The sequence below is a fragment of the Flavobacterium aquidurense genome (assembly GCF_002217195.1).
In the GTDB taxonomy this organism is placed as follows: domain Bacteria; phylum Bacteroidota; class Bacteroidia; order Flavobacteriales; family Flavobacteriaceae; genus Flavobacterium; species Flavobacterium frigidimaris.
On record NZ_MUGR01000028.1, the window covers coordinates 92,909 to 115,861 of the forward strand.

At 34.4% G+C, this 22,953-nt stretch carries 13 protein-coding genes; 10 read left to right on the forward strand and 3 right to left on the reverse strand.

Features of this window, described 5'->3' with window-relative positions; genetic code table 11:
• Positions 1-41: 41 nt before the first annotated feature.
• The gene (locus tag B0A67_RS15365; protein WP_072956515.1) at positions 42-725 is read right to left on the reverse strand and encodes a cell division ATP-binding protein FtsE; all 684 of its coding nucleotides are present in this window, start codon (positions 723-725) and stop codon (positions 42-44) included.
• Between the two features lie 340 nt (positions 726-1,065).
• On the opposite strand from B0A67_RS15365, the gene B0A67_RS15370 reads away from it, so the two are divergent.
• From B0A67_RS15370 to secDF, 10 genes are all read left to right on the forward strand, one after another.
• Positions 1,066-4,080 (forward strand): tetratricopeptide repeat protein, encoded by a 3,015-nt coding sequence (locus B0A67_RS15370; protein WP_072956511.1) that lies wholly within the window; start codon positions 1,066-1,068, stop codon positions 4,078-4,080.
• 74 nt (positions 4,081-4,154) lie between these two features.
• Positions 4,155-5,018, forward strand: a complete 864-nt coding sequence (locus tag B0A67_RS15375) for a PhzF family phenazine biosynthesis protein (RefSeq protein WP_072956509.1) — start codon at positions 4,155-4,157, stop codon at positions 5,016-5,018.
• Positions 5,019-5,124: 106 nt separating this feature from the next.
• Positions 5,125-6,879 carry a TonB-dependent receptor gene (locus tag B0A67_RS15380; RefSeq protein WP_072956506.1) on the forward strand — a complete coding sequence of 585 codons (1,755 nt, stop codon included), beginning with the start codon at positions 5,125-5,127 and terminating at the stop codon, positions 6,877-6,879.
• 139 nt (positions 6,880-7,018) lie between these two features.
• The gene (locus B0A67_RS15385) at positions 7,019-7,468 is read left to right on the forward strand and encodes a hypothetical protein (RefSeq protein ID WP_072956503.1); all 450 of its coding nucleotides are present in this window, start codon (positions 7,019-7,021) and stop codon (positions 7,466-7,468) included.
• Between the two features lie 733 nt (positions 7,469-8,201).
• Positions 8,202-9,878, forward strand: a complete 1,677-nt coding sequence (gene asnB, locus B0A67_RS15395; protein WP_072956496.1) for an asparagine synthase B — start codon at positions 8,202-8,204, stop codon at positions 9,876-9,878.
• Positions 9,879-10,200: 322 nt separating this feature from the next.
• Positions 10,201-11,817 carry an asparagine synthase B gene (gene asnB / locus B0A67_RS15400; protein WP_072956493.1) on the forward strand — a complete coding sequence of 539 codons (1,617 nt, stop codon included), beginning with the start codon at positions 10,201-10,203 and terminating at the stop codon, positions 11,815-11,817.
• Between the two features lie 216 nt (positions 11,818-12,033).
• Positions 12,034-14,769 carry a M16 family metallopeptidase gene (locus tag B0A67_RS15405; protein WP_072956490.1) on the forward strand — a complete coding sequence of 912 codons (2,736 nt, stop codon included), beginning with the start codon at positions 12,034-12,036 and terminating at the stop codon, positions 14,767-14,769.
• A 322-nt stretch (positions 14,770-15,091) separates the two neighbouring features.
• Positions 15,092-17,035: a DNA topoisomerase (ATP-hydrolyzing) subunit B gene (gene gyrB / locus B0A67_RS15415; protein WP_072956484.1), complete on the forward strand. Its 1,944-nt coding sequence runs from the start codon at positions 15,092-15,094 to the stop codon at positions 17,033-17,035.
• Between the two features lie 105 nt (positions 17,036-17,140).
• The gene (gene mdh / locus B0A67_RS15420) at positions 17,141-18,076 is read left to right on the forward strand and encodes a malate dehydrogenase (RefSeq protein ID WP_072956482.1); all 936 of its coding nucleotides are present in this window, start codon (positions 17,141-17,143) and stop codon (positions 18,074-18,076) included.
• Between the two features lie 227 nt (positions 18,077-18,303).
• Positions 18,304-21,276 (forward strand): protein translocase subunit SecDF, encoded by a 2,973-nt coding sequence (gene secDF / locus B0A67_RS15425; protein WP_072956479.1) that lies wholly within the window; start codon positions 18,304-18,306, stop codon positions 21,274-21,276.
• Between the two features lie 426 nt (positions 21,277-21,702).
• Here secDF and lgt read toward each other — a convergent pair whose 3' ends face one another.
• Positions 21,703-22,635, reverse strand: coding sequence for a prolipoprotein diacylglyceryl transferase (lgt, locus tag B0A67_RS15430; protein ID WP_072956476.1), 933 nt, complete (start codon positions 22,633-22,635; stop codon positions 21,703-21,705).
• A gap of 66 nt (positions 22,636-22,701) precedes the next feature.
• Entirely contained in the window at positions 22,702-22,941 is a 240-nt protein-coding gene (gene yidD, locus B0A67_RS15435; RefSeq protein ID WP_068843653.1) for a membrane protein insertion efficiency factor YidD, read from the reverse strand.
• Positions 22,942-22,953: the final 12 nt, after the last annotated feature.

Below are 22,953 nucleotides of genomic sequence, written 5' to 3' on the forward strand. Positions count from 1 at the left end.
AGAAAAACATAAGTTATCAGATCGCAATAAAATCAAGAGTATTAGACGCTGCGTTGTACTACTTCAAAAATTCTTTCGTCTTCACATTTTAATGTTTTAGACGGGAATTTCATTAATAAAGCATAATCATGGGTTGCCATGATAATCGTTTTGCCGTTTGCGTTGATCTTTTTTAATACTTCAAGAACTTCAGAACTTGTTTGCGGATCAAGGTTTCCGGTTGGTTCATCTGCCAGGATAAATTCAGGATCGTTTAACAAGGCTCTTGCAATAGCAACACGCTGTTGTTCTCCTCCGGAAAGCTGATGCGGCATTTTGTTGGTATAATCTTTCATGCCCACTTTATCCAGAACTTCATCAATTTTACGTTCCATTCCTTCTTTATCAACCCAGCCAGTAGCACGCAATACAAAAAGCATATTGTCTTTTACGGAACGGTCCGGAAGCAATTTGAAATCCTGAAATACAATCCCGATTTTACGTCGCAAATACGGAATATCATTTTCTTTTAAAGTAGCCAAATCAAATTCAACGATATGACCTTCACCTTCACTTAAAGGCAAATCTCCGTACAATGTTTTTAGAAAACTACTTTTTCCGGAACCTGTTTTTCCAATAACGTAGATAAACTCGCCGTGGTTAACATCTAAATTAATATGAGATAAAATTTTTCTTCCTTCCTGATATATAGTGACTTCTTTAAGAGACAGTACGGTTTGTGACATAATAAATTGATTTGATTGGTAAAAGTAATAAGATAACGGTTGTATTCAAAATAAATTTGAATCATTTCTTATAAAATATCGAAATGAATTTTATAACCATATAAGAGATATATGTTCATTTTAGATTAGTAACGCTAAAATTTTTATTTGTAGCAACTTAATGATTTACTATCGAAAAGAAGTTGCTAAAGCTCCTAACTTATAATTACTTATATGACTTATATGGTTTCAGCTTAATTTCTAAATAAGCATTGTTAAAATATTTGTTTATAATAAAAGCTTAAAACGTTTCGTTATAAACGGTATAAAATGATACATTTGAATACTAAATATAATTAAAATGCGTAAACTTTCCTGGTTCTTTTTATTACCAATTATCCTCATCTCGACCATAGTTTCGGCACAAAAATCGGCTATTTATACTTATGATTTAAAGGATTTTGACAAAGCACTGGCTTTATACAATGACAAACAATATGCTTCGGCACAACTTATCTTTGAGTCTGTAAAAAATAATGCCACAACCGAAGAAGTTCAGTCAGATTGTGCGTATTATATCGCCAATTGCGCCATTAGAACCAATAAAGCAAACGCTGATGCGCTGATGGAAAAATTCGTTACCGATTATCCTACAAGCACCAAACAAAATCAGGCGTATATCGAAGTGGCGCAGTATTTCTTCGAACAGGGAAATTATCCAAAAGCGTTGCAATGGTTTGATAAAGTAGACGAAAGTTACATGAGCAAATCTGATTCGGATAAATTCAATTTCCAGAAAGGATACAGTTATTTTAATGCCAAAAAGAAAAAGGAAGCAACAACTTATTTTAATAAAGTCGTTAATTCTCCTGAATTTGGTTCTCAGGCCAAATATTATTTAGGATTTATGGCTTATGAAGGCGACGATTATAAAGAAGCAACCAAATATTTTGATGAAGTTTCAGGGGAAGAAAAATACAAAGAAAAGCTTTCGTATTATCAGGCTGATATGAATTTCAAATTAGGGAATTTCCAGAAAGCCATTGATCTGGGACAAAAAGCTATGGCGAAATCAAATGCGCTTGAAAAATCTGAACTGAACAAGATTATCGGAGAAAGTTATTTCAACCTCAAACAATACGATAAAGCGATTCCGTTTTTAGAGCAATATGCTGGTAAAAAAGGAAAATGGAGTAATACTGATTTCTATCAATTGGGTTATGCGTATTATGAGCAAAAAGACTATGAGAAAGCAATTTCCCAATTCAATAAAATTATCGAAGGAAAAGATTTTGTAGCTCAAAATGCCTATTACCATTTAGGTTTGAGTTATTTGAATACGGGTAAAAAACAAGAAGCCCTGAATGCTTTTAAAAATGCTTCTGAAATGGATTTTAATGCACAAATTCAGGAAGATGCAGCTCTAAATTATGCTAAAGTGAGTTATGATATCGGAAACGCTTATCAGACTGTTCCGGCAATTTTACTTGATTTCTTAAAGAAATATCCAAACAATTCAAGTAAATCAGAAGTAGAAAAATTATTGGTGGATTCTTATATTTCGACTAAAAACTACAAGGAAGCTTTGACTTTATTAGAGAAAAACAGAACAGCAGAAAATAAAGCGGCGTATCAGAAAGTACTTTTCTATAGAGGTATAGAATTGTATAATGAATCGAATTATCAGGAAGCGGGAAAAATGTTCAAAAGTGCCATCAGCGAACAAAAAACGCCTGAGTTCACAGCGCGTGCCACTTTCTGGAAAGCAGAGACAGAATACGTGACAGGTGATTTTCAAAATGCATTATTGACGTACAAACAGTTTGTTGGGCAGGCCGCAGCAAAAACGACAGACGAGTATAAAAACATCAATTACAATATTGGATATACTTATTTTAAACTAAAAGAATACGATCAGGCAGGAAATTCTTTTCAGGCGCAAATCGACAATTCTAAAGCAGATAAAGTTCGTTTGAATGATTCGTATTTGCGTTTAGGAGATTCTCGTTTTGTTACTTCAAAATATACTGCAGCAAATGAAGCTTACGCAAAAGCAATTGAAGGAAAAGGAGTTGATGCTGATTATGCGCAGTTCCAAAAAGCGATGTCTTTTGGTTTTATGTCAAAAAATGATAAAAAAATTAGCGAGCTGAATAATTTCCTTCAGATGTATAAAAAATCAGAATACCGTGATGATGCTTTATATGAATTAGGAAATAGTTATGTGGCAGACAAAAAGAATGATCTGGCTCTAAAAACCTACGATCAGTTAATTTCTGAATATAAAAACGGTGCCTTTACTTCAAAATCAATTTTAAAACAAGGATTGATTTATTATAACTCAGATCGTGAAGATCAGGCATTAGCTAAATTTAAAAAAGTAGCTGCAGAATTCCCGAAAACTCCGGAAGCTTTAGAAGCAGTTTCGACAGCAAGATTGATCTATGTTGATTCAGGAAAAGTAGATGAATATGCCACATGGGTTCGTACGTTAGACTTTGTTGCCGTTACAGATGCAGAATTGGACAACGATACTTATGATGCCGCTTTTAGACAATACAGCCAAAACAACAGCAAACAGGCCATTACTGGTTTTGTGGGTTATATCACTAAGTTTTCAACGGGACTTCATTCTTTAGAAGCTAATTATTATTTGGGACAATTGTATTATGCTGAAGGCTCTGAAACGAAATCAGTTGCCAATTATCAATACGTAATCGATCAGCCAAGAAACGAATTTACAGAGAAATCTTTAATGAAATTAGCGCAGATCTTCCTAAAAGCAAAAGATTGTGATCAATCGGTTCCGGTTCTGACAAGATTAGAAAATGAATCTGATTCATCTCAAAACAAAAGCTTTGCACAGGCGAACCTGATGAAGTGTTATTATGACAAGAAGGATTATGACAATGCAGTCGTTTATGCTGACAAAGTACTCGAAAATGTAAAAGCGGATGCAAATGTAAAAGCGGATGCTCAGATCATCGTGGCGCGTGCAGCAATGCAAACGGGTGATGAAGACAAAGCTAAAGCAGCTTACGCAAAATTATCAGCAACATCAAAAGGAGAATTGGCCGCAGAAGCATTGTATTATGATGCGTACTTTAAAACCAAAGAAGGCAAATTTGATGCTTCGAATGTTTCAGTTCAGAAACTGGCAAAAAACTATTCAGCTTTTAAATATTACGGAGCGAAGAGTTTGGTCTTAATGGCAAAAAACTTTTACGGTTTAAAAGACAGTTATCAGGCAACTTACATTTTAGATAACGTAATCAACAATTTTACCGATTTTCCGGATGTTGTCGAAGAAGCTAAAAAAGAGTTGGCTGCGATAAAAGCAGAAGAAGCTAAAACGAATTCGTCGATCAATAAATAGTTAAATGTTAGATGTAAAATGTGAACACAAGGGCATTTTACATTTCACAAATTACATTTCACAATAAAAAAAATATGAGTTTACCTTTTTATATAGTTGATGTTTTTGCTGATAAAAAATATGCCGGTAATCAATTGGCAGTTTTTATGGATGCAGGAAAATTAAGTTCAGCAGAAATGCAGCAAATTGCGCGCGAAATTAATTTCGCCGAAAGCACTTTTATCACCAAACTTGATATAGAAAATAATAAAGCCGAGATAAAAATATTTACCCCATCTCAGGAAATGCAATTTGCGGGACATCCAATAATTGGGACTTCATGGGTTTTGATGAATAAAGTATTTAATGATGCTCCGGAGCATATAAAATTAAATGTTCCAATTGGACCCATTTCAATTCATCAATCTGAAGGTTTGATTTGGTTAAAAGCAGCTCAGCCTAAATTTTGGGATATTTTTGCAAAAGAAGATTTTACAGTTTTTAGTAATCTGAAAAATCATGATTTCGAAAATCAATTTCCTATTCAGGAAGTAACCACCGGAAGTGCCTTTGTAATGGTTGGATTAAGCAGTAAAAGAGCGTTGGAAAATTTAGTCGTAGACAAAGATAAAATGGAACAATGGCTTAAAAATAATTGTAAAACAAGCCACAGGGCTTTATATTTTTATTATTTAGAAGGGTCAAAATTATTTAGCAGAATGTTGTGTATCGAACACAATCAATTGGTAGAAGATGCAGCAACGGGAAGCGCGAGTACTTGTTTACAGGCTTTTTTATTAAAATATCACAAACCTGAATTTGAATTGATTAATTATCAGGGAGATTATATCGGTCGTCCGTCTGAGATTTATTTTAACGGAAGTGTAACTGACAATCAGTTTGATATTAAAATAGGCGGAAAAGCGCAGTTTATAGCAAAAGGAGATTGGGAAGCTTAGAATTAGAGAATTTGTTAATTAGAAAATTAGATAATTGTAAAATGTGAAAAGTAAGCTGTAAGACACTTTGCATTTCACAGAATACATTTTACAAAATAAAAGAAATATGAAAATTAATTGCCATAATAAAATCATCATTTTACTAGTGTTATTTGTTGTCCAGATTTCGTTTTCTCAGACTAAAAAAGAGGAAACTATAGGAACAGAAACTGTAAACGTGGTAAAACCGTATTCGCCAACGATTTCAGATGCTTTTAAAATAAAAGAAACTCCTTCGCTTGACGACACCGGAAATCAGCCTAAAGAAACTATAAAATATAGTATTTTGTCAGTTCCTGTAGCTTCTACATTTACGCCTTCAAAAGGAAAAGCTGAAGGTGTTGAGAAATCTAAAAAAGAAAAATTGTTTAATAATTATGCGACTTTGGGAGTTGGAAATTATGGTACTTTAAATGCTGAATTATTCATAAATCAGGATTTAGGAAACAATGATTATGTGGCCGGAATGTTCCGTCACCATTCGTCTCAAGGCGGTATTAAAGGTGTAGATCTTAATGATGAGTTTTATGATACAGCATTAAATGTAGGGTACGGAGTAAACAATCGTGACATGTCCTGGAATATTGATTTGGGCTACCAAAATCAATTGTACAACTGGTATGGTTTACCGGCTGAATTTGGTTCGACTTTGGCAGGACAAACCCGTGATGATCTAATTAGAGGTATTAACCCGAATCATTCTTATAATACCATTTCGTTAGGTGGAAATATCGAATTTAATGAAGGGGTTTTTAGTAAAATCTCTACGAAGTTTACCCATTTTTCAGATAGTTTTTCTTCTTCAGAGAATCGCTTTTATGTAAAACCTTCTTTCAAGGTTGAAGTAATGGATCAATCAATTAATACTAATATTATTGTGGATCACGTAAGTGGATCTTTCGAACATAATTATACTAGAGATAATACGCAACCTCTAAAATACAGTTTGACGAATTTTGGAATCGAACCAAGTTTTGTAATTCTTGAAAACGACTGGACACTTGAATTAGGAGCTGGTTTGTTTTATGGGCTGGATTCTGAAAACAGCGGAAACAAGTTTTATATTTATCCAAAAGTAAATGCTTCGTATAAATTAGTAGGCGATTTAATGATTTTCTACACAGGAGTAAATGGTGGTTTAGAGCAAAACTCTTATGCTGATTTTGTAAACGATAACCCGTTTTTATCGCCAACATTAAATATGAAACCTACGAATAATCAATATACTGTTTTTGCAGGTTTAAAAGGTAAATTGGCCAACAATATCAATTATAATCTTACCGGTTCGTACCTGAATGAAAAAGATAAAGCGTTATATAAAGGCAATGATTATACAGAGGATTTTTCGAATCAGAATTATGCTTTCGGAAACTCTTTTGGAGTAGTTTATGATGACGTAAGAACCTTCCGTTTTTATGGAGAATTAAAAGCTGATTTTTCAAGAAATGTATCTTTCGGAATCAACGGAACTTTTAATAGTTACAAATATGACGGTATTGAAGCATGGAATTTACCATCGATGAAATTAAGTTCGAATCTAGATGTAAATATCACAAAACAATGGTACGCAGGATTGAACGTTTTCTATGTAGGAGAACGTAAAGACATGCAATCGAATCTGGATTTAGGAACAGATCCGGTTATTACGAAACTAAAAAGTTATTTTGATGCCAATGCACATTTAGGATACAAATACAACGAACGTCTGACTTGTTTTCTTAAGCTTAATAATATCGGAAATCAGGCGTACGAAAAATGGCTGAATTATCCTGTACAAGGATTTCAGGTGTTAGCAGGTGCCAATTATAAATTCGATTTTTAAGGAATATTTGCCACGAAGGCGCTAAGACAAAGTTTTTTTAAGCCACGAATTCACGAATTAATTTTAACTAAATTCGTGAATTCGTAGCTAACTTTTTTTTACGATCTTTGCGACTTAGCGCCTTTGTGGCATACAACCTATGACTTTCAAACAAAAAATACATTCTCATTACCTGCAAATGGTTCAGGACCGAATTGATGTTTTCAGGGACATGATTTCGGTATTGACTGAAGATTCTAAAAACGATGCCAAAGGTTCTGCCGGCGATAAGCACGAAACCGCTTTGTCGATGATGCATATCGAACAGGAAAAACTCACCAACAAACTAAAAGAAGCAATAACCCAAAAAGCGATTTTAGATAAAATAGATGCCTCAAAAACTACTGAAAATATTATTTCAGGCAGTTTGGTAAAAGCCAACGGAATTTATTTGTACGTAAGCGTTGCACTTCCTAAAATTGCAATTGATGGTATCAATGTTATTGCATTGTCCCCTCAATCTCCGCTTGGTTCTCATTTGATGGGAAATAAAGTCGGGTTCGAATTTGAGATTAATGGAACAAAGTATTTAATTCAGGAAATCAATTAAGGGAATGGATTACATGTACTTAATATGTAGTTTTTCATTTTTTATTTCAGCTTTTGCTTTTTATAAAATACACAAACTCTGGCATAAGGATGTTACTGAAAATGACAAACTTTATAAATTTCAGGTTAATTTTCAATCTTTCAAAAATTGGATGGGAATCGTAGTATTGATAATAGCGGGAATAGTCTACTTTTTTAAAGCAATGCCTTAGTTAAAAGAAGATTTTTATATGACGACATAAATAAATGACCTTTGTAAAAGTTTTAAACTTTGACAAAGGTTTGTTTGTACAAAGAATGTCTACACAATCCCTCATTCCTTAGGATGACAAAGGGCTTCGAAAGAAACATTCATATTATTAATTTTTGTCGAGTTCCTGGTGCGATCTTTCATTCGTCAAAATGAAAAACTTAAAAGCTGTTTCTTGCTAGTAAAACAACAATTTCTAAACCGCTTTTGTTCTTCTCTTTGTGAATCTTTTAATCAATTTATCATATTGTGAGTTTTAATTCAATTATTCCTTTAAAACCTTGCGTTCTGTACTCCGTTTAATCTCAAAATTGAAATTTTCAAGTTCAGGGCTTTTTTTAGTGTTAAAATTTTACATTTTATATGTAAAAATCGATTTATGGTTTTAAATTATAACTGAAATAAAGATTTGTGTTTTTCAATTGTAACCGATACCGCATCTTTGCCTTGTCAAAATAAAATTTATAATAAAAAATATATAGTTATGTGTGGAATCGTATGTGCCTTTGATCTAAAACAAAAAGCCGAAACCTTAAGACCTCAAGTATTAGAAATGTCTAAAATCATTCGTCACCGCGGACCGGACTGGAGCGGAATTTACAGCAATGATAAAGCAATACTTTCTCACGAGCGTTTGGCGATTGTAGATCCAGCTTCAGGAAAACAACCTTTATTTACAGAAGATAAAAAATTGGTTTTGGCTGCAAATGGTGAAATTTACAACCACAGAGAATTGCGTAAACAATTTGAAGGGAAATATAACTTTCAAACAGAAAGTGACTGTGAAGTAATCTTGGCACTTTACAAAGAAAAAGGACCTCACTTTGTAGATGAAATGAACGGAATCTTTGGGTTTGCGATTTATGATGTAGAAAAAGATGAGTATTTTATCGCTCGTGATCATATGGGGATTATTCCATTATACATTGGTTGGGATCAACACGGAACTTTTTATGTAGCTTCTGAATTGAAAGCTTTAGAAGGATATTGCACGAAAATTGAGTTATTTCCTCCGGGACATTATATGACAAGCAAAGACGGTGAATTTGTACAATGGTACAAAAGAGACTGGACAGATTATGATGCTGTAAAAGACAACGAAACAAGTATTCCCGCGATTAAAGAAGCACTTGAAGCAGCGGTTCACAGACAATTAATGAGTGATGTTCCTTACGGAGTTTTACTTTCAGGAGGTTTAGATTCGTCTATTACTTCGGCTGTAGCCAAAAAATTTGCACAAAAACGTATTGAGTCAGATGATACAACAGATGCCTGGTACCCACAATTGCACTCTTTCTCAGTAGGATTAGACGGTTCTCCTGATTTAGCGGCAGCTCAAATTGTGGCAAAACATATCGGAACGATTCACCACGAAATTAAATTTACAATTCAGGAAGGTTTAGATGCAGTTCGTGATGTAATTTACAACTTAGAGACTTATGATGTAACTACAGTTAGAGCTTCAACACCAATGTGGTTAATGGCGAGAGTTATTAAATCAATGGGGATTAAAATGGTATTGTCAGGTGAAGGTGCAGATGAGTTGTTTGGAGGGTATTTATATTTCCATAAAGCGCCAAATGCTAGAGAATTTCACGAAGAAAACGTTCGTAAATTAGGCAAACTGCACATGTATGATTGCTTGCGTGCGAACAAAAGTTTAGCAGCTTGGGGAATCGAAGGTCGTGTTCCTTTCTTAGATAAAGAATTTATGGATGTTGCGATGCGCATCAACCCACAAGATAAAATGATCAACAAAGAGCACCCGATGGAAAAATGGGTAGTTCGCAAAGCTTTTGAAGATATGCTGCCGGAAAGTGTAGCATGGAGACAAAAAGAGCAATTTTCTGATGGAGTAGGATACAGCTGGATTGATACTTTGAAAGAAGTGGTAGCCAAAGAAGTTTCAGATGAACAATTGGCAAATGCAAGATTCAAGTTCCCATTGCAGACACCAACTTCTAAAGAAGAATATTACTACCGTTCGATCTTTACAGAACACTTTCCAAGTGACGCTGCAGCTTTATGTGTGCCTCAGGAAGCAAGTGTAGCTTGTAGTACTAAAATCGCTTTAGAGTGGGACGAAGCCTTCAAAAACATGAACGATCCTTCAGGAAGAGCAGTTGCCAGCGTGCATGATGATGCTTATGCGAAAGCATAAATAGGAATTATTAGAATTAGTATATATTATTTTTCCGAAAGACGTTCTCAGTATTGAGGACGTTTTTCTTGTCTAATAATGTTAAATTATATTATTTCAGATACTTAATTTTTTTTTTGAGCAATTGTTTAAGTTTCTTTTTTATATTTGACATTGGCTGAAATAAAAACAAATCGCCTGTATTGTAACTGTACAACTACAGAAACAATGAGATTACTACAGTTATTTTGGCTAAAAATCAGATCATTATAAGAGGATTTATACCTGTCTCACTTTGTTTTGATGTGAGTAAAAAAAATGAAATAAATAAAAATAGAATAGTATGTCTGGATTATTGGCCGTTATTGGTAAAGGAAAAGACCCGCAACTCGTAAAAGAGCTTTCTAAAAGAATGTCGCATCGTGGTCCTGATGAACGTGATTTGCATATTATGGAAAATGGCAGTATTATATGCCATGAAAGCCTGTCGATTATTGATTTGAAATCAGGTAAACAGCCAATTCAGGGAACCAACAAAGCCTGGATGGTTCATGATGGTGAAATATACAATTATCAGGAATTAAAAGATACAGTATTAAAAAATCATACGTTTAGAACAAAATCAGATTCAGAAGTGATTGTGCATCTGTATGAAGAATTTGGATACAAGTTTTGCAATATGCTTGATGGCGATTTTGCTTTTGTAATTATCGACGGCGATAATTATATTGCAGCCAGAGATGCAGTGGGTGTTAAGCCCTTATATTACGGATTAGATGAACGAGGAAGAATCTATTTTTCTTCAGAAATGAAATCAATTGCAGATCAGTGTAAATCGTTTTCAACTTTTCCTCCCGGGCATTATTACACAGGAAAAACAGGTTTTGTAAAATATTACAATCCTGAATACGAAGATCATTCAAATGCTAATCAGGCATTAGATCTTAATCTGGTTCGTGAATCATTGATACAGGCTACTCGTAAACGTTTAATGAGCGAAGTGCCGGTTGGAGTTTTGCTTTCAGGAGGTTTAGATTCTTCGTTGACATCAGCAATTGCAGCACGTTTGCTGAAAGAAAACGGAGAGAAACTACATTCGTTTTCTATTGGTTTAGATGCTGATTCTCCAGATAATAGTGCGGCAAGAAAAGCAGCTGAATTTTTGGGTACAGAACATCATGAGATACATTTTACAGTAGAAGAAGGTGTTGCTATTTTAGAAAAAGTCATTTATCATATCGAAACTTACGATATCATTTCGGTACGATCAGGAGTGCCAATGTATTTACTGTCAAAAGCAGTAGCTGATCAGGGAATTAAGGTGATTCTTTCCGGAGAAGGTGCTGATGAGGTTTTTGGAGGTCATTTGTATTTTAGAAATGCACCAACAGCAGAAGAATTTCAGGATGAAACCATCGAAAGAGTTCAGAAATTGTTTACCGCAGATTTATTACGTGCTGACAAGACAACAATGGCACACGGATTAGAAGCCAGAATCCCGTTTTTAGACAAAGATTTTTTAGACGTTTCTATCCGAATTAAAACAGAAGAAAAACAGCCAAAAACGTACGATGGTATTGAGAAGTACGTTTTAAGAAAAGCATTTGATACGCCTGAAAATCCTTATTTGCCAACTGAAATTTTATGGAGACAAAAAGAACAGTTTTCTGATGGTGTAGGATACAATTGGGTTGATGGATTAATTGATTATTGCGCCTCACAAGTAACTGATGAGCAATTGGCAGGAGCAAGTGCAGAGTTTCCGTACAACTCGCCAACAACGAAAGAAGCTTATTTTTACAGATCCGTTTTTCATAAGTTTTATCCACAGGTTAGCGCTGCGCAAACCGTTCGAAAATGGATTCCAAAATGGCAGGAAAATCAGGACCCAAGCGGAAGAGCAAATGCAGCACACGTAAAAGCAGATGTTGAGATTGCTAAAGCCGGAGTAGCGGTTTAAAACTCCAAAAAAAATAAATTTCAAATTTCAGTTTTGGAAGGAAATAAAAAGAATCCGAAAGAGCATTTAAAGTGTTTATTTCGGATTTTTTTTATGCCTGAATTTTAGTTTTACGGTTTACCGTAAATTACTAAAAGTAAGTTAATGTTAATATCGTATTTAGGAAAAAAGCTATATTTGATTACCAAAAATTAACTAATACTTTAACTAGAATCTATGAGAAACTTACTATTAAGCAGCGTGTTATGCTGTTCTCTTGTTTCATTTTCTTCTGTTTATGCGCAGAAAAAGACAGAAGCTCCAAAATACATTAAAAATGTAGAAGGTGTAAAAGAATATTCGTTGAATAACGGATTGAAAGTTCTTTTAATTCCGGATGCTTCTCAAAGCAATATGGTCGTAAATATTGTTTACAATGTGGGTTCCAGAAATGAAGGTTATGGCGAAAAAGGAATGGCTCATTTATTAGAGCATATGCTTTTTAAGAGTACTAAAAATTTAGGAGACATAAAAAAAATGCTTTCTGATAAAGGAGGAAATGCAAACGGAACAACATGGCTGGATCGTACTAATTATTACGAAATTTTTCCCTCTAATGATGAAAATCTAAAATGGAGTATCGAAATGGAAGCAGATCGAATGATCAACGCGACTATTTTGCAGGCAGATTTATCTAAAGAGTTTTCGGTGGTAAGAAACGAATTTGAAATAGGAGAGAATAATCCGGATCGTGTATTACAGGAAAGAATACTTTCGACAGCTTATTTGTGGCACAATTACGGAAATAGTACTATTGGGAGTAAAGAAGATATAGAAAGGGTAAAAGCAACTACGCTTAGAGCTTTTTACGAAAAGTATTATCAGCCTGACAATTCTACATTAATAATTGCAGGTAAGTTTGATGAGCAAAAAGCATTACAATATGTTGGGCAATATTTTGGAGCTATTCCAAAACCAAAAAGAGTTTTGGATAAAACGTATACCGTTGAACCTGCACAAGATGGTGAAAAATTTGTAGAGCTTAACAGGGCAGGAGACAGCAAGAATATTGGAGCTGTGTATCATACGGCAGCTTATGTAGATAAGGATTATGCTGCAATTGATGCTTTGGGCGAGATTTTAACTTCAGATCCATCCGGATATTTGTATAAATCATTAATAGAGACTCAAAAAGTGTCTAGTGTTTATTATTGGCAGCCAACAACCAGAGACGCAAGTTATGTATATTTTGGCGTAGCGGTTCCTAATGATAAAGATATCAAAGCTACTAAAGAATTAGTAAGAACAGAGTTGGATAAAATTGCAACGACTAAATATACTGATGAAGATGTAGCCAGAGCAAAAGCAAAAATTATAAAACAACTTGACGGTATAAAAAACAATACCATTTCGTTTGCCATAAATCTTACGGAAATTGTTGGAGCTGGAGATTACAGATTAGGGTTTTTATATAGAGATGTTGTCGAAAATCTAACCAAAGAAGATATACAAAGAGTTGCTGAGAAATATTTTAGAAGCAACAATAGAACAGTTGGTATATTTATTCCGTCTAAGGATGAGCAAAGACTAAAGCCTGTTGAATATACAGATGAGCAAATAGTGGCGGTAACAAAAGATTATAAAGGAAAAGCTTTAGAAAAAGAAGCTGCTGCATTCGAAGCTTCTATCAAAAATTTAAAACAAAATTTTGTAGAAGGAAAACTTAGTAACGGAGCAAAATATGGCTTAATCAAAAAAGAAATAAAAGGCGGAAAAGTTCAGGCTGCTTTTAAATTTCCGGTAAGTAACGAAAAAGATTTAGAGGGTAAAGAGGATGTAGGAGCTATACTTGCTCAATTAATGAAAACAGGTACCAAAACCAGAACTAAAGAACAAATTAGTGATCAGTTAGATCAACTAAAATCAAGTCTGTACTTTGACTATTCAGGGCAAACTTTGTCAATCAACATTAATACTTACAAAGAAAGTTTTAAGGGCGTAATGGAAATTTTGGGAGATTTGCTGGTGAATGCTACTTTTCCTGAAAATGAATTAACTAAGACAATCAATGAATACAATACTTATTTAGAATCTAATCTTAATGATCCTCAGTCGATTGCTTTTATCGAAGTTTCAAGATTAACATCGAACTATCCAAAAGGAAGTATTTTTTATACCTCGACCGTTCAGGAGCAAATTGATGCTTACAAAAAAATAAAACAATCTGAAATCGTTGATTTTTACACCAATATCTTTGGAGGAAATAACGGAGTAGGAACTGTTGTCGGAGATTTAGATGCAAAAGAAACGGGACAAATTCTTGAAAATACTTTTGGCAAATGGAATTCTAAGTCAAAATATGTTTTTGCATTGCCAACGTATTCAGAGACTAAAAAGATAGACAAAGATTATATTACTCCAGACAAGGAAAATGCGGTGGCAACAGGTAAAATTGCTTTTAAAATGAATTTGAAAAGCCCGGATTATCCTGCATTTGTAATGGCGAATGAAATTCTTGGAAGTGGTGGTTTTTTAAGCGCGAGAATTCCAATGAGATTAAGAGAAAAAGAAGGAATTAGTTACGGCGCAGGTTCATTTATTAGTATTCCGGTTGTAAGCGAAGTTGCATTTTGGGAATATTACGCATTTCTGAATCCAACGAAAAAAGGTGCAGTTGAAGCAGCAACAAAAGAAGAAATTGCAAAAGCATTAAAAGACGGATTTACGGCTGAAGAAGTGAAATCAAATTTAGTTAGCTGGCTTAACGAAAGAAAAACAAGATTAGGAAATGATATGATGTTGATTAGTTTAACGAATAGCTATCTTCAATACGGAATTCCTTTAGAAGATTATGATGAACTTGAAGCTAAAGTTAAAGCCTTAAAAGTAGAAGATGTGAATGCAGTTTTGAGAAAGTATTTAAGCTTAGAAAAAATGACTTCGATTTATGTTGGTGATTTTAATAAGAAATAATAAAAAAGGAAAATTCCAATTTTGAAAATTCCAAATTCCAAATCCGAAATAACATTAAATGTTGCTTCGGATTTTGTTTTATGTAACTTAAGGTTTGGAATTTGGTCCCGAAGACTCGGGATAAAAATTGAGTTTATTTTTTGTTTTGGAATTGGGAATTTTAAAAAATTGGGATTTATTCTCAATTTAGAATTTTTTTTTGGTTTTTAAGACAATTGTGTTAATAACTTAAGTGCTTTAAATGGTATTTTAACGGATATATAATTTGCGTTTTTATATATTTGCGTGTTAGACAATAATTACATTTTTTAGAATAAATTATATGAGCGAAGAAATCAAGAAGAACAATTATTCAGCAGATAGTATTCAGGCATTAGAAGGAATGGAGCACGTAAGAATGCGTCCATCGATGTATATTGGAGATGTGGGTGTTCGAGGACTGCATCATTTGGTTTATGAAGTTGTAGATAACTCTATTGATGAGGCTATGGGAGGGCATTGTGATACTATTGGTGTTGCAATAAACGAAGATGGTTCTGTAAGCGTAGAAGATAATGGTCGTGGTATCCCGGTAGATATTCATAAAAAAGAAGGAGTTTCCGCATTAGAAGTTGTAATGACTAAAATTGGTGCCGGAGGTAAATTTGATAAAGATTCGTATAAAGTTTCCGGAGGTTTGCACGGTGTTGGGGTTTCAGTAGTAAATGCCTTGTCAAATCACTTGCGTGCCACTGTTCACAGTAGCGACGGAAAAGTATATGAGCAGGAATATGAAAAAGGTAAAGCGCTTTATCCGGTTAAACAAATCGGAGAAACCACTAAAAGAGGAACTATTGTAACTTTTTATCCTGACGAAACAATCTTTACCCAAAGCACAGAGTTTTCTTATGATACTTTGTCAGCTCGTATGCGTGAGCTTTCTTTCCTGAATAAAGGAATTACAATCACATTTACAGACAAAAGAGAAGTAGATGATAAAGGCGAATTTAAAGTTGAGGTTTTTCACTCTGATGAAGGTCTTAAAGAATACATTCGTTATTTAGATGGTAACCGTGAGCCAATTATTTCTCATGTAATCAGCATGGATCACGAAAAAGGTGAAATTCCGGTTGAGGTTGCCCTTATTTATAATACAAGTTATACAGAGAATATTTTTTCTTATGTAAACAATATCAATACGCACGAAGGAGGAACACATTTACAAGGTTTTAGAAGTGGTTTAACAAGAACCCTTAAGAAATATGCAGATGCTTCCGGAATGCTGGACAAGTTAAAATTCGAAATTTCGGGAGATGATTTCCGTGAAGGATTAACTGCTATTATTTCGGTAAAAGTACAAGAGCCTCAATTCGAAGGTCAGACAAAAACCAAGCTAGGAAACAGAGAAGTAGTTTCTCCCGTTTCTCAGGCAGTTGGAGAAATGTTGGAGAATTATCTGGAAGAAAATCCAAATGATGCCCGTATCATTATCCAAAAAGTAATTCTTGCTGCACAAGCCCGTCACGCTGCTAAAAAAGCACGTGAAATGGTACAGCGTAAAACCGTTATGGGTGGCGGTGGATTACCGGGAAAACTTTCAGATTGTTCTGAACAGGATCCTGCAAGATGCGAAGTTTACCTTGTCGAGGGAGACTCGGCTGGTGGAACGGCAAAACAAGGTCGTGATCGTAACTTTCAGGCAATTTTACCATTACGTGGTAAGATTTTGAATGTAGAGAAAGCGATGCATCATAAAGTTTTCGAAAACGAAGAGATTCGTAACATCTTTACTGCACTTGGAGTTACCGTGGGTACTGCAGAAGACAGTAAAGCCTTAAATCTTGAAAAACTAAGATACCATAAAGTAATCATCATGTGTGATGCCGATGTCGATGGTAGTCACATTTCTACCTTGATATTAACGTTCTTCTTCCGTTTCATGAAAGAACTGATCGAAGAAGGTCACGTTTATATCGCAGCGCCGCCTTTATACTTAGTTAAAAAAGGAAATAAAAAAGAATACGCATGGAATGACGTTCAACGTGATCAGGCAAACGAAAGAATGGGCGGAAGTGCCGGTATTCAGCGTTATAAAGGTCTTGGAGAGATGAATGCGGAGCAATTGTGGGAAACTACAATGGATCCAAGCTTCAGAACTTTACGTCAGGTAACTATTGATAGTTTGGCCGAAGCGGATAGAGTTTTTTCAATGTTAATGGGAGACGAAGTTCCGCCACGTAGAGAGTTTATCGAGAAAAATGCAGTGTACGCTAATATCGATGCATAATAAAATTTAGTCATCAATTCGTTTAATTGTTTAAATTTACTTAAACGATTAAACGAATTGTTCATTTATCAAATAAATTAATTAATAACCGATAAAGTATAAAATATGAAAGTTACCATTGTAGGAGCAGGAAATGTTGGAGCTACATGTGCAGATGTTATTTCTTATAGAGGAATTGCAAGCGAAGTAGTGTTGTTGGATATTAAAGAAGGTTTTGCCGAAGGGAAAGCATTGGATATTATGCAATGTGCGACAAATACAGGTTTTAATACCAAAGTGTCTGGCGTGACCAACGATTATTCTAAAACTGCCGGAAGTGATGTAGTAGTTATTACATCAGGAATTCCAAGAAAACCAGGAATGACCCGTGAAGAATTAATAGGTATAAACGCAGGAATTGTAAAAACAGTTGCCGAAAATGTACTGAAACATTCTCCAAATACCATAATAGTTGTAGTTTCAAATCCAATGGATACTATGACTTATTTAGCTTTAAAAGCTACAGGAGTGCCAAAAAACAGAATTATAGGAATGGGTGGGGCGTTAGACAGTTCACGTTTCAGAACGTATCTTTCTTTGGCTCTGGATAAGCCTGCAAATGATATCTCAGCAATGGTTATTGGAGGTCACGGTGATACCACTATGATTCCTTTGACTCGTTTGGCTTCTTATAACGGAATTCCGGTAACTGAATTTCTTTCAGAAGAAGTGTTGCAAAAAGTAGCTGCTGATACAATGGTTGGCGGAGCTACTCTTACAGGTCTTTTAGGAACATCAGCATGGTACGCGCCAGGAGCTTCTGTTGCTTATCTTGTAGATAGTATTTTAAATGATCAGAAGAAAATGATTGCCTGTTCTGTTTTTGTTGAAGGAGAATACGGGCAAAATGATATCTGTATAGGAGTTCCGTGTATAATTGGAAAAAATGGAGTTGAAGAAATTTTAGACATCAAATTAAATGACCAGGAAAAAGCTTTGTTTGCAAAAAGTGCAGATGCAGTTAGAGGCATGAATGATGCTCTGAAATCGATTTTAGTATAACGATTTTCGTAAAAAAGGGAAAAGACTGCACTTTTGCAGTCTTTTTTTTAAGATTAATTAATAAATAAATTGGTTAATCTTTTCGTTAATTATATATTTGCTCGGTTTAAAAAAAATGTGGTAATTCGTGATCTTGATTTTTTAGTTTTAAAAACTCACGTCAGGGCTTATTTTATGGGACTTTAAAACAAAAACAAACTATAAAACATAATTAATTTTTAGTAATAATGCAGAATAAAGGACTTATTAAATTTTTCGCAATTCTATTTGCATTGGTAAGTATTTACCAACTCTCGTTCACTTTTGTGGCAAATAATGTCAAAAGTGAGGCTAAAGCTTTTGCAGGAGATAATCCTGATAAAGAGCTAAAATATTTAGACTCTATTGGTAAAGAAAAAGTGTTTAATCTTGGTTTTTCGGATTTTACTTACAATGAAGTAAAAAACAAACAACTAAACAAAGGTCTTGACTTAGAAGGAGGAATCAACGTGATTCTTCAGATTTCTATCAAAGACGTTTTGAAAGGTTTAGCTAACAATTCTAAAAATCCGGTATTTAATAAGTCATTAGCCGACGCGTCTGCAAATTTAGAAGGAAATAAAACCTATTTAAATAAGTTTTTTGAAGCTTTTGAAGCGAATTCAAAAGGAACTGTAAAATTAGCTTCACCTGATATTTTTGCAAACAGAAGTTTGCAGGGAGAAGGTGGAATCGATTTTCAAATGTCTGATTCACAAGTTCAAAAAGTAATTAAAAGAAAAGTTGACGAATCTGTTGAAAGTGCTTTTAAAGTATTAAGAGAGCGTATCGATAAATTTGGTGTAACACAACCAAACATCCAGAAATTAGGTGAAACAGGAAGAATCTTAGTAGAGCTTCCAGGTGCTAAGGATGTAGACAGAATCAAGAAATTATTAGGTGGTAAAGCTCAATTAGAGTTTTGGGAAACTTATAAAATAGAAGAAATAGGGAACTTTTTGGTAGCAACTAACGAAGCACTAAAAAAGACTGAAATCAAAAAAACAGAAACTAAAACTGTTGCTAAAGATTCATTGAATGCTTTATTAACAGATGCAAAAGATTCAGTTGATACTAAAAAAGGAAACAACCCGTTATTTGACAAAATGTTAGGTCAGGGTGGTGGACCGGTTTTAGGTTATTTCGCTCCAAAAGATACTGCTGTAGTAAACGCGTATTTTAAAAGATCAGATATCAGAATTTTATTGGGAGCTGACCAACACTATGCAAAATTTGTATGGAGTAAGCCAACTACGATAAATGATGCAAAAGGAAAAAGCATTGAAGCTGTTGAATTATATGCATTAAAAGGAAACAGAGATAACGTTCCTGCTATGAGCGGTGGTGTTGTTACTGATGCAAAAGATACTTTTGACCAATTAGGAAAACCAGCTGTTTCTATGCAAATGAACAGTCAGGGTGCTAAAGTGTGGGAAGAATTAACAGGTAGAGCTTTTTCTCAAAAAAGTTATATTGCTATTGTTTTAGATGATATTGTTTATTCTGCTCCTGGTGTAACTAGTGGACCAATTGCAGGTGGAAGATCTGAAATTACAGGTTCATTTGATGTAGCTGAAACTAAGGATTTAGCTAACGTATTAAACGCAGGTAAATTGCCGGCTTCTGCAGATATCGTACAATCTACTGTTGTAGGACCATCTTTAGGTCAGGCTGCAATTGATGCAGGTACAGTTTCGTCTGTATTAGGATTTTTATTAGTTTGTTTATGGATGGTATTCTATTATGGTAAAGCAGGTTGGTATGCTAACCTTGCGTTATTATTAAACTTACTTTTCTTATTCGGAATTATGGCAAGTTTTGGTTTCGTACTTACATTGCCAGGTATTGCAGGTATTGTACTTACATTAGGTACTGCGGTAGATGCGAACATTATTATATTTGAAAGAGCAAAAGAAGAATTGCGTGAAGGTAAATCATTATCTGAAGCAGTTGCTGAATCTTACGGATGGCACGGAGCAATGCGTTCTATCATTGATGCAAACGTAACGCACGTTTTAACTGGAGCAATCTTGTTTATTTTCGGAACAGGACCAATTAAAGGTTTCGCATTAACGTTACTTATTGGTATCGTAACTTCGATGTTTACGTCAATTTTTATTGCTAGAATTTTTATCGACAGAAATATTGCTGGAAAAGGAGATTTGACTTTCTCTACAAAAATTACTAAAAACTGGTTTACTAATTTCCACTTTGACTTTATTAAAATCAAAAAATTCACTTACATCTTCTCTTCAATTGTAGTTGTAGTAAGTTTAACTTCTATCTTTTTTGTTAACGGATTAGATGAAGGTGTTGATTTTGTTGGAGGAAGAACATTTCAGGTAAAATTTGAAAAACCTGTAGATGCTACTGTAGTTGCAGATGAATTGTCTGCTGCTTTTGGAACTCCTGTTGAAGCTAAAATTTTAGGTGATGACGATCAGTTGAAAATCACAACAAAATATAAGATTAAAGAAGATGGTGTAGCTATCGACGAAGAAGTGAATCAAAAGTTATACAATTCATTACAAAAGTATTACCCAAACACTTCTTACGATAAATTCATCAACTCATTTGATGGTAAAAAAATCGGTGTATTGCAAGCTTCTAAAGTTGGAGCTTCTATCTCTGAAGATATCAAGACAAACTCTTACTGGGCAGTTCTTGGTGCAATGGCGGCTATTTTCTTATACTTAATGGTTTCTTTCCGTAAATGGCAATATTCATTAGGTGCGATTGCTGCTGTAGCGCATGACGTTATCTTTGTATTAGGAATTTACTCTTTATGTTATAAATTCATGCCATTCCACATGGAAATGGATCAGCACTTTATCGCTGCAATTCTTACTGTTATTGGTTATTCTATGAATGATACCGTAATTGTATTTGACAGGGTTAGGGAGTTTATTATCGGAAACCGTAAAGGTAGTTTCGAAGATATTGTAAACGCTTCTATTAATACTACTTTATCAAGAACGTTGAATACGTCATTAATGATGATCATTGTATTGTTGACGATGTTTATCTTTGGTGGAGAATCTATCAGAGGATTTATCTTCGCAATGTTGATTGGTATCGTTGTAGGAACTTATTCTTCATTATTTATCGCGACACCAGTATTGGTAGATACGATTTCAGGTGATGAGAAACATACAATCGAAGACAAGCATAATAAGATTTAATTAAAATCTTAGTGTATATAAAAAAGATCCGGCGTAAGCCGGATCTTTTTTTTTGTGCTTTGTTCTCTGTTGAATTGTATTTTTTTAAGTTCAGATAAAAGCTGTAGTGTTTGTTTTATGTGTTTGTTTCTCTGTATTAATTTGAGTGTAAAATGTTTGTATGCGGTCTTGCTAAAATGTCTTTTGAAATTAAAATGTTCTGGTTTAGCCCCGATGGAAACGATATCCTTTTTCCTGCTTCTTTAGCGGGCAAAAGATATAGTGGACAGCGGGACTGAAAGTTGTTTGGAAAACGATAGTTTCTGCTTCTTGAAATACTATAAAGATTATCACAGATACTGGAAATAATAAGCTGAAATGTGTTCGTTTCATGCTAAAAAAAAGCCCGATAAAAAATCGGGCTTATGATCTATTGAGTTCTAAATTTTAAGATGCTGCTAAAGGATTTCTTTGTGCTCTGATGATAAAGAAAAGCCCGATAATGATAAAAGGGATACTTAGCCATTGTCCTGTTGAGAAAACGCCTAATTCGTTCTCAAAACCGCCCTGGCTTTCTTTTACAAACTCTACGATAAAACGTACTACAAATAAAAGAACTAAAAATAATCCGAATAATAATCCTGATTTAAGTCTTGCATTGGTTTTCCAGTATAAGAAATACAGGATTGCAAAAACAAAAATATAGGCAATACCTTCATATAATTGTGTTGGGTGTTTTACCGGAACCTGTGCTAATAAATCAGCAAATTTAGGATCTGTTGCAATTGCTGTATAAGCCGCTTTTGGGTCTGCAATTTGAGTTGCATTTACAGCTTCGGATTTGCTGAATTGATCGTGTAAAAAGCGAATCCCAAATGCAGAATCAGTTTCTTTTCCGATGATTTCAGAATTAAAAAAGTTTCCTAAACGAACAAATATAGCGCCGCTTGCTACTGGAATAACCACACGGTCTAAAATCCATAATAAAGGACGTTTTAAGACTTTTTTGCTGTAATAGTACATGGCAATAATAATCGCTATTGCGGCACCGTGACTGGCTAGTCCCTGAAAACCTGTAAATTCGAATTTTGGCTCGAATCTAACCGGTAAAAAGATTTCAAGCAAGTGATTTCTAAAATATTCCCAGTCATAAAATAATACATGTCCTAAGCGAGCACCTATTAAAGTCGCTAAAACAGTCCAGACAAATAAAGAATCTAATTTGTCAATTGACTCATTTTCACGTTCGAAAATCTTTTTCATCAGGTACCATCCTAATCCAAAGGCAATTACGAACATTAAACTGTAGTAACGAATCATAAAAAATCCTAAGTCGATTCCTTCTGAAGGATTCCAAATGATATTTAAGGAGTGTATCATATATTAAATTGTTTTTTGTGTGTTGTAAAAATAAATATTAAAAGTAGAGATCCTCTTTATAAAAAGTTAATGTTTATGTGAGCATTTCTTCTCGGGAACAGGATCGTAGCCGGTTCTTCCCCAGGGATGACAACTCAAAATTCGTTTCATTCCAAGGTAGCCGCCATAAAATAAGCCATGAGTCTGCAATGCCTGAATCATATAGGTTGAGCAGGTAGGTTCGAATCTGCAGCTTGCCGGTGTAAAAGGCGAGATGGCAGTTTGATAAAAGCGAACTAATAAAACAAAGGGAGTAATTACTTTCATGATTTATTAGGA

What these genes read in the sequence shown, in the direction of transcription:
- B0A67_RS15365 (WP_072956515.1), bottom strand. Translation starts at nt 725, where the DNA reads ATGTCACAAACCGTACTGTCTCTTAAAGAAGTCACTATATATCAGGAA.
- lgt (WP_072956476.1), bottom strand. Translation starts at nt 22,635, where the DNA reads ATGATACACTCCTTAAATATCATTTGGAATCCTTCAGAAGGAATCGAC.
- asnB (WP_072956496.1), top strand. Translation starts at nt 8,202, where the DNA reads ATGTGTGGAATCGTATGTGCCTTTGATCTAAAACAAAAAGCCGAAACC.
- B0A67_RS15405 (WP_072956490.1), top strand. Translation starts at nt 12,034, where the DNA reads ATGAGAAACTTACTATTAAGCAGCGTGTTATGCTGTTCTCTTGTTTCA.
- secDF (WP_072956479.1), top strand. Translation starts at nt 18,304, where the DNA reads ATGCAGAATAAAGGACTTATTAAATTTTTCGCAATTCTATTTGCATTG.
- B0A67_RS15385 (WP_072956503.1), top strand. Translation starts at nt 7,019, where the DNA reads ATGACTTTCAAACAAAAAATACATTCTCATTACCTGCAAATGGTTCAG.
- B0A67_RS15370 (WP_072956511.1), top strand. Translation starts at nt 1,066, where the DNA reads ATGCGTAAACTTTCCTGGTTCTTTTTATTACCAATTATCCTCATCTCG.
- asnB (WP_072956493.1), top strand. Translation starts at nt 10,201, where the DNA reads ATGTCTGGATTATTGGCCGTTATTGGTAAAGGAAAAGACCCGCAACTC.
- yidD (WP_068843653.1), bottom strand. Translation starts at nt 22,941, where the DNA reads ATGAAAGTAATTACTCCCTTTGTTTTATTAGTTCGCTTTTATCAAACT.
- mdh (WP_072956482.1), top strand. Translation starts at nt 17,141, where the DNA reads ATGAAAGTTACCATTGTAGGAGCAGGAAATGTTGGAGCTACATGTGCA.
- B0A67_RS15380 (WP_072956506.1), top strand. Translation starts at nt 5,125, where the DNA reads ATGAAAATTAATTGCCATAATAAAATCATCATTTTACTAGTGTTATTT.
- gyrB (WP_072956484.1), top strand. Translation starts at nt 15,092, where the DNA reads ATGAGCGAAGAAATCAAGAAGAACAATTATTCAGCAGATAGTATTCAG.
- B0A67_RS15375 (WP_072956509.1), top strand. Translation starts at nt 4,155, where the DNA reads ATGAGTTTACCTTTTTATATAGTTGATGTTTTTGCTGATAAAAAATAT.